The sequence below is a fragment of the Streptomyces sp. NPDC005899 genome, assembly GCF_040629645.1.
GTDB lineage: Bacteria > Actinomycetota > Actinomycetes > Streptomycetales > Streptomycetaceae > Streptomyces.
Window position 1 is genome coordinate 1 of record NZ_JBEXWB010000292.1, and the last position, 8,212, is coordinate 8,212.

Consider the following 8,212-nt stretch of genomic DNA (forward strand, 5'->3'; position numbering starts at 1 on the left):
GGTGCGGGTCCGTCCGCCGACGGCCGTCAGACCGTCTGCTCCCGCACGGCCGGGCGGCGGCTCGCGATGACCTTCCTCGCCAGCGAGCGGGGGCTGGTCAGGAAGCCGTACCCCCACGACATGTGCATGGTGGCCAGCGCCACCGGGATCCAGGCCCGCGCCTTGGGCGACAGGCCCCTGCCCGCCGGCAGCGACCCGGCCACGATGGCCGCGACGTACCCGGCCGGCACGACGAACGCCCACGGGGTGACGGCGGCGCCGACGACGATGCCCGCGGCGATCGCGCAGACCGCGGTCGGCGGGGCGAGGTAGCGCAGGTTGATCGAGCCGGAGTGGTAGCGGGCCACCACGTGGCGCCAGCGGCCGTAGTCCTTGTACTGCTTCGCGAGCGCGCGGACGCTGGGGCGCGGGCGGTACCGCACCTTCAGCTCCGGTGAGAACCAGACGACCCCGCCCGCCTCGCGGATGCGGAAGTTCAGCTCCCAGTCCTGGGCACGGATGAACTCGACGTTGTAGCCGTCCGCCCGTTCCAGCGCCTCGCGGCGGAAGACCCCCAGATACACGGTTTCCGCCGGGCCCGCCAGTCCGCCGGTGTGGAAGGCGGCGTTGCCGACGCCGATCCTCGACGTCATCGCGGCGGCGACGGCGTCCTCCCAGTCGTTCTCGCCCTCGGCGTGCATGATCCCGCCGACGTTCTGGGCGCCGGTCTCCTCCAGGAGCCGGACGGCGGTGGCGATGTAGTTCGGCGAGAGCATCCCGTGGCCGTCCACCCGTACCACGATCGGGTGACGTGAGGCCTTGATCGCCGCGTTGAGCGCGGCCGGCGTGCGGCCGGTCGGGTTCGGCACGATGTGGACCCGGGAGTCCTCCCGCACCAGCTCGGCCGCTATCTCGTCGGTGCGGTCGACCGAGGGCCCGAGGGCGATGACGATCTCCATCTCACCGGCGTACTCCTGCTCCAGGATGTGCCGGACCGCGTTCCTGAGATGGCGCTCCTCGTTGAGCACCGGCATGATCACGGAGACGGCGGGATACGGCGCGGCAGACATGTGGTCCTCGGGGTCCTCGGGGGGTGCCGGAGGCTCCGGGGGCTCAGCACCCCGGGCAGCGGTGTGATTCGGCGGCCACGTTACCGCGAACGGGGGATACCGGCGCGCGCCGCCAGGCGTACTCCCGGTCTGACGATCGTATGGGCCTACCGTGCGAAAGTCCCATACGCACCGCGGAGGTGTCCCTCGTGCCCACGCCGCCCCGATCGCCCCGGCCCCCTCGCCCCCGTACCGCCCCCGCGCGGCGCAGACCCGCTCGGCAGCCAGGGGCGAAGCGCCGTGGCGGCGGCCGGACGGACCTGCCGCGCGGCCGGAAGGTGCCGCCCCGCTGGGGCATGCGGGTGGCCACCGGGCTCTCCGTGCTCGTGCTCGGCGCCGGCGGGATCGGGCATGCCGTGGTGAGCGGCCTGGAGACGGGGATCGACCGCGTCGACCCGTTCAAGGACATGAAGAACCGCCCCCGGGGCGGACACGGCTTGAACCTCCTGCTCGTCGGCACCGACAGCCGCGACAAGATCACCCGGGACGAGAGGAAGAAGTACCGGCTGGGTGGCGAGCCCTGCCACTGCACCGACACCCTCATGCTCGTGCACCTGTCGGCCGACCGGCAGCGGGCGAGCGTCGTCAGCCTTCCTCGCGACACCTACACCGAGATCCCGGCGCACACCGACCGCACCACCGGCAAGCGGCACTCCACCCACCCGCTGAAACTGAACGCCGCGTACGCCGAGGGCGGCCCCCAGCTGACCGTGCGGACCGTCGAGCAGATGACGGATATCAAGATCGACCACTACCTGGAGGTCGACTTCACCAGCTTCATGAAGACCGTCGACACCGTGGGCGGGGTGGAGATCTGCACCGCGAAGCCGCTCAAGGACGCCTACACGGGTCTCGACCTGAGCGCGGGCCCCCACCAGCTGGACGGCGGGCAGGCCCTGCAGTACGTACGCTCCCGTCACATCGACGGGGCGGCCGACCTGGGCCGCATGCAGCGCCAGCAGAGGTTCATGGCCGCTCTGATCAAGCGGGCGACCAGCAGCGGCGTGCTGATGAACCCGGTGAAGTTCCAGCGGGTCGCCACGTCGATGCTCGACTCGGTCCGCGCCGACGAGGGTTTCGGTACCGAGCAGATGCTGGAGCTCGGCAAGGCCATGCGCCGCTTCACCCCCGCCTCGTCCGAGTTCACCTCCGTACCGCTGGAGAAGGACGGCTACCGGGTCAAGGGGATCGGGGCCACGGTGAAGTGGGACGCGCCGAAGGCCGAGAGGCTGTTCCGGGCGCTGCGTGAGGACAAGCCGCTCACCGCGCACCCGCCCGAGCGGGCCAAGGCCACGCTCGTGGATGTCGCCCCGGAGCGGATCCGGGTGCAGGTCTACAACGGCACACCGCGGGACGGTCTCGGCCAGGAGGTCGACGCGGCTCTGCGCGGCACCGGGTTCGACACCACCCGCCTGCCGCTGAACATCGGTCCGAAGGTGCTCAAGCGGACCCTGGTCAGCTACGACCCCCGGTGGGACCGGTCGGCGCGATCCCTGGCCGCGGCGCTGCCCGGCTGCGAGCTCAAGGCCGTGAAGGGGCAGGGCGGCACGATGAAGGTGACGGCCGGCGCGGACTTCGGCGAGGTGCGGCGGGTGCGGGGCGAGGACCCGCAGCGGGGCGAGTTCGACGCGGTGACGGGCGACCAGGTGGTCTGCCCCTGACCCGGCGCGGCGCCCTCGGCCGCGCGTCCTGTGCCGTGCGCGTACGTCGTGCGCCGTGCGACCTGTGCGCCGCGCGTCGTGCATCCTGCGCCGCGCGTCGTGCGGCCTCGGCGTGTCCGTCGGCCATGGGTGCGACGGCCGGTGCCAGGTTGCCCACTGTCCCGCTGTTCCGCTGTCCGCTTACGGGCCACTGAGCGAACTTCTAGCGGCGCTAGACAATATAACGGCGGAAGGCCTAGCATCGAGCCATGACCTAGCACCGCTAGGCATACCCTGGGGAGGGGACATGCAGGACGTACTGGCCGTCACCACCGTCATCGTGGCCGGAATGATGGTGGGGGTGGAATTCGCCGTGGCGGTGTTCCTCAACCCGATCCTCGACCGGCTCCCGGACAACGGCGGACTGGCCGCGCGCAGCGACGGGGCACGCCTCCTCGGCCGGGTCATGCCCTTCTGGTACATCGGATCGGTGGCCCTCGGCACGGTGTGGGCCGTGCTCGCGTGGGGCGAGGAGGGGGCACCGCTCGTCGCCGCCGGCGCCGGGATGCTCGTGCTGAGCGTGGTGATGTCGATCCTGCTGCTCGTGCCGATCAACTCGCGCGTGGCGACCTGGTCGCACGCGGGGGTGCCGGAGGACTGGAAGGAGCAGATGGGGCGGTGGGACCGGTTCCACTACGTCCGCGTGGCCGTCATCGTGCTCGGCTTCGCCCTGTTCGCCGTCGCGCTGGTGCATGCCTGACGGGAGGCATGGGCCGGGGGCCCGGGGCGGGTCGCGCGCTCGGGACGGGCTGCGGCCTCCTGGGCTCGCGCGGCCCGCGCGGTCGGCCCGGCGCCGCCGGCCTGCGGTGGCCGGCCCCCCGGAAGGAGCCGCGTACCGGGGTCCGGCGGCCGCAGTGCGGGGCCGCGGCCCGGCCTCAGTCGTCGATGCCCTCCGCGACGCGCTTCTCCCGCAGCTCCTTGATCGCGCGCCGTCGCGCCAGGCGGTGCGTACGCCTGATCTGCGCCTCCTGGTAGCGCCGCTTGTCCCGCTCCGTCTCGGGCACCACCCGTGGGACGCGGCGCGGTTTGCCCTCCTCGTCGACAGCGGCGAACACCAGGTACGCGCTGCCGACCTGCTGGGCGGGGGTCGACTCGTTCCACCGCTCCGCCATGACCCGGACCCCCACCTCCATCGAGGAGCGGCCCGTCCAGTTCACCTGGGCGCGGACGTGGACGAGGTCGCCGACACGGACCGGCTCCAGGAAGACCATCTCGTCCATCGAGGCCGTCACCGCCGGGCCGCCCGAGTGCCGGCCGGCGACGGCACCCGCCGCGTCGTCGACCAGTTTCATGATCACGCCGCCGTGCACGGTCCCCAGAAGGTTGGTGTCGCTGCCGGTCATGATGTGGCTGAGGGTGGTCCGGGAGGCCGAGGTCGGCTTGTCCGCCACCACGCCCTCCGGGGGCTGGGGCTGGTCTGTCATGCCCTCCACCTTATGCGGGGGCTTGCGCACGGTTGCATTGCATCAGCTTCGCAACAGCCCCGGACCGAAATCCGGTACACCCTGTAAGAGCCGAGGGCCGAGACGGCACACTGTTCCCCATGAGCGAATGGCCCGATGGGCGGAACGGCGGACCCGGCGAACGGTACGGACAGGGCAGTGCGAGCTCCCGGCCCGAGAGCGCCCGCGCGATGCCGCACGTCCGGCGCCGCCCCGCTCCCCCGCAGTCGCCGCCCCGCATCCCCCCGCAGCAGGGGCAGGGATATGACGAGGCCCCCGGCTACGACAGCGGATACAACACCGGGCAGGTCTACGGCGGCGGCGGACAGGGCCGCGGGGGCGGTCGCGGGGGCGGCCCCCGTGGCGGCGGCGACAGCGGATACGTCCAGCCCCGTCCCGCCGCCGACTGGGGCCGGCGCATCAAGGTCGGCGCGCTGACCCTCGTGGTCGTGCTGCTCGCCGTCTCCGTCGGCACCTACTTCTGGGCGGACGGCAAGCTCAAGCGCGAGGTGGACCTCTCCAAGGTCATCGAACGGCCGGGCGAGGGCGACGGCACGAACTACCTGGTCGTCGGCTCCGACAGTCGTGAGGGCATGACGGCCGAGGACAAGAAGAAACTGCACACCGGATCCGCCGAGGGCAAGCGGACCGACTCGATGATGATCCTGCACGACGGCTCGAACGGCCCGACGCTGATCTCCCTGCCCCGTGACTCGAACGTCGAGATCCCCTCGTTCGTCGGTTCCGAGTCCGGCAAGAAGTTCGCGGGGACGGGCCGCACGACGAAGCTCAACGCCGCCTACGCGGAGGACGGCCCGGAGCTGCTGGTCCGCACGGTCGAGTTCAACACCGGGCTGCGCATCGACCACTACGTCGAGATCGGCTTCGGGGGCTTCGCGAAGATCGTGGACGCGATCGGCGGCGTGGAGCTCGACATCCCCAAGGCCTTCAAGGACAAGAAGTCCGGGGCCGACTTCCAGGCCGGCAAGCAGACCCTGGACGGTGAGCAGTCGCTCGCCTTCGTGCGCACCCGGTACGCCTTCGCGGGCAGCGACCTGGACCGCACGAAGAACCAGCAGAAGTTCCTCGCGGCCCTGGCCTCCCAGACGGCCACCCCGTCGACGATCCTCAACCCGTTCAAGCTCTACCCGACGATGGGCGCCGGCCTGGACACGCTGATCGTCGACAAGGACATGTCGCTCTGGTCGCTGGCCAACATGTTCTTCGCGATGAAGGGTGTCACGGGCGGCGAGGGCACGTCGATGAACATCCCGCTCACGGGACAGAGCGTGAACGGCAACCTGGTCTGGGACAAGGCCAAGGTCAAGCAACTCGTCGAGCAGCTGAAGAAGGACGAGAAGGTCACGGTCAAGGGCAGCTGACACCCCCGCACACGAAGAGGTCCTCCGCCCGCTGCCGGGTGGAGGACCTCTTCGCGTGCGCGGCTCGACGCGCCCGTCCAGCCCGCGGGCTACGGCAGGTTCCTCGCCATCACGATCCGCTGGACCTGGTTCGTGCCCTCGTAGATCTGGGTGCTTTACAGGCCATACGGCTCTGGCCTGCACGAACACCCCTCCCAGAGGGGGCCTCCCCAGCATTTCCCCATGATCGTAAACAGTCTCCACAGGCAGGAGGCGCGCTGGAGGCACCACCACCAATCGCGCCGCATACGAGCAGGCCGGGCGCAGGTTACGCGGTTTCCCGTTCCGTCAAGCGTGATCACTTGACCCTTGCGCCACCCCTCGGGAGCATCAACCCAGATGCGGGGCACTGACAGCGGTACGGGAGAGGGGAACCCAGACCATGAAGGTCACCAAGCTGGTCAGCACGTGCGACATCAAGGACTGCCCGACGATCTACGCCACGGATCGTGGCACCTTCCTGGTACAGGGTGAGACGCCGACCGACCACGGGCTTCAGATTCCCGCCTACGAAACCCTGGTCGAGATCCCGATGGAACTGATCCAGAAGGCCATCCGTGACAACCTCATCTAGGACCCTCGGCGACCTCTTCGACACGTTCGAGCGCGAGGCATTCCGGCTGGAGACCCTGGACGACTACAGCAGGTCCGGGAGCGTCGACGCCTACCAGGCGTTCCTGGCCGGGGAGCCACAGCCCGACGACTACAACGCGGGATGGGTCAAAGAACTACGCTCGCACACCGAGAAGGGGAAGCGGGTATACCGGGTCCACATCCTGTCCCGCCCGCTCACGGACTATCTTAGGTTCGAACTGGGGTGGGGCTACCACAAGAACGTGAGCGGGGGCGAAGAGTTCTTCATCCTCGACATCACCGACAAACCCAACCCCTTGCAGAACGTTCCGGATTTCTGGTTCTTCGACTCCGAATCCGTGGCCGTGATGAACTACGACGGAAGCGGAAATTACCTGGGTTCGGAAGTGCTACCGCCGGAACGAACAGCGGAATTCACGCGGTACCGTGATGCGGCTCTCGCACACGCGGAACCGTTCACCGAATGGTGGGCTAAGTACGGGACGTGAACAGAGCACAGCTTGGAGCCGCGCTGCGGGCGCTGCGAGTGGCATCCGGCAAGGAAGCCAAAGCGGTGGCCCGCAGCGCCCTCATGTCTCCGTCCAAGCTGTCGAAGATCGAGAATGCGAAGCTGGCACCCAGCGCGACGGACGTAGAGCGCATCCTGACCGCCATCGGCGTCTCGGACGAGGTCAAAGCGGAGTACGCGGAAGCCGCACGCGCGTCAGCGACGGAGGCGACGGCGTGGCGCCTGCTCAAGCGGATCGGGGTCCACAAGGGCCAGCAGGCCGCCAAGGCTCTTGAAGCCCAGATGTCTGTACTGCGGCTGTTTCAACCCGCGCTCGTTCCGGGCCTGCTCCAGACTCCCGAGTACATCCGGGCCATTCTGCAACGCCACAACCTGAGTGAAGACGCACTCCAGCGAACGATCAATGGGCGACTTGAACGGCAAGCGGTTCTCTACGACACCGCAAAGTCACTTCGGTTCATCATCACCGAACCTGTTCTGCGCTGGCGCATCGTGCGACCGCAGATGACGGCTGCTCAGCTTGATCGCATCGTCTCTATTTCACGGCTCTCCCACGTGGACATCCGGATAGTCCCTCTGCGCGTTCAGCAACACGACATCGCAAATCATGCCTTCGTCATCCGTGACGACCGCATGGTGACCGTTGAAACCGTCCATGCCGAAGTCGTCGTTACGGACCCGCGAGATGTGAAGCTCTACATCGATCCGGCTGGCTAGGTTGGCTGGCATGGCTGACCCCAGACCCCTCGCGTGGCCACCTGCCCCGATCAAGACCGAGCGGCTTGTACTCCGCGAGTCGGAGGCCCGGGACCGCGCGACGGTCATCGAGCTGAACGCCTCGCCAGAGGTGAACGCCTACCTTGGTGGCCCTCAACCGCGCGCCGAGCTTGAACACACGGTGCCCGAGGTGCCCGGGCAGCGCCGTGGCTGGTTCGTGGTCGAGCTCGACGGAGCAATGATCGGCACGGTCCAGCTCAAACCGCACGCCCCCGAGAGTCCGAGTAACTGCCGTCTGGAGGCCGGAGAGACAGAACTCGGCTACTTGTTCCTACCGGAGGCGTGGGGCCGCGGGTACGCCACCGAGGCATGCACAGCGGCACTCGACTGGTTTGCTGCCGCCCTGCCCGGTGAGCCGGTGGTGCTCTATACCCAGACTGCCAACACCAGTTCGATGCGCCTCGCGGCGAAGCTGGGGTTCACTGAGGTGGAACGGTTCGAGGCGTGGGGCGCCGAGCAGTGGTTCGGCGTGTGGTCTTCGCTCACGCCGTCCGATTGATCGGGAGTCTGCTGCACGATCGGGTGACATATGAACTGGCTTGCCCACTCGCGTAGTCAAAACACCGAAGGCCCCGTCCATCCGGACGGGGGACTGCTGCATGATCGGGTGACAGTGGGGTTTATGCAGCCAGGGCTGCGGGTGGAGTCATGATGGCTTCGTACTCGACGGGGGTCAATCGGG

Annotated in this window: 9 protein-coding genes; 7 read left to right on the forward strand and 2 right to left on the reverse strand. The window is 68.8% G+C overall.

Translation table 11 applies throughout. The features are described from left to right. Positions 1–26: 26 nt before the first annotated feature. On the reverse strand, positions 27–1,049 hold the full coding sequence (locus tag ABZ371_RS25325; RefSeq protein ID WP_358683608.1) for a glycosyltransferase family 2 protein: 1,023 nt from the start codon (positions 1,047–1,049) through the stop codon (positions 27–29). A 335-nt stretch (positions 1,050–1,384) separates the two neighbouring features. On the opposite strand from ABZ371_RS25325, the gene ABZ371_RS25330 reads away from it, so the two are divergent. Together ABZ371_RS25330 and ABZ371_RS25335 are read left to right on the forward strand one after the other, a co-directional pair. Beyond that, positions 1,385–2,749, forward strand: a complete 1,365-nt coding sequence (locus ABZ371_RS25330; protein WP_358683610.1) for an LCP family protein — start codon at positions 1,385–1,387, stop codon at positions 2,747–2,749. A 286-nt stretch (positions 2,750–3,035) separates the two neighbouring features. Continuing rightward, the gene (locus ABZ371_RS25335; RefSeq protein WP_358683612.1) at positions 3,036–3,488 is read left to right on the forward strand and encodes a DUF1772 domain-containing protein; all 453 of its coding nucleotides are present in this window, start codon (positions 3,036–3,038) and stop codon (positions 3,486–3,488) included. 175 nt (positions 3,489–3,663) lie between these two features. Here ABZ371_RS25335 and ABZ371_RS25340 read toward each other — a convergent pair whose 3' ends face one another. Next, positions 3,664–4,212 (reverse strand): acyl-CoA thioesterase, encoded by a 549-nt coding sequence (locus tag ABZ371_RS25340; protein ID WP_358683614.1) that lies wholly within the window; start codon positions 4,210–4,212, stop codon positions 3,664–3,666. Between the two features lie 119 nt (positions 4,213–4,331). On the opposite strand from ABZ371_RS25340, the gene ABZ371_RS25345 reads away from it, so the two are divergent. The 5 genes from ABZ371_RS25345 to ABZ371_RS25365 all read left to right on the forward strand — a co-directional run bounded on the left by ABZ371_RS25345 (position 4,332) and on the right by ABZ371_RS25365 (position 8,029). After that, positions 4,332–5,612 (forward strand): LCP family protein, encoded by a 1,281-nt coding sequence (locus tag ABZ371_RS25345; protein ID WP_358683616.1) that lies wholly within the window; start codon positions 4,332–4,334, stop codon positions 5,610–5,612. Between the two features lie 421 nt (positions 5,613–6,033). Beyond that, positions 6,034–6,225 (forward strand): hypothetical protein, encoded by a 192-nt coding sequence (locus tag ABZ371_RS25350; protein ID WP_358683618.1) that lies wholly within the window; start codon positions 6,034–6,036, stop codon positions 6,223–6,225. After that, a complete protein-coding gene (locus ABZ371_RS25355) occupies positions 6,209–6,733 on the forward strand; it encodes a DUF6879 family protein (RefSeq protein WP_358683620.1) in 525 nt (174 codons plus the stop codon). Before ABZ371_RS25350 ends, ABZ371_RS25355 begins: the two co-directional genes overlap by 17 nt. Beyond that, the gene (locus ABZ371_RS25360; protein WP_358683622.1) at positions 6,730–7,470 is read left to right on the forward strand and encodes a helix-turn-helix transcriptional regulator; all 741 of its coding nucleotides are present in this window, start codon (positions 6,730–6,732) and stop codon (positions 7,468–7,470) included. The genes ABZ371_RS25355 and ABZ371_RS25360 overlap by 4 nt, the downstream gene beginning before the upstream one ends. Before the next feature lie 10 nt (positions 7,471–7,480). Beyond that, positions 7,481–8,029 carry a GNAT family N-acetyltransferase gene (locus ABZ371_RS25365; protein WP_358683624.1) on the forward strand — a complete coding sequence of 183 codons (549 nt, stop codon included), beginning with the start codon at positions 7,481–7,483 and terminating at the stop codon, positions 8,027–8,029. The last annotated feature ends 183 nt before the right edge of the window (positions 8,030–8,212 follow it).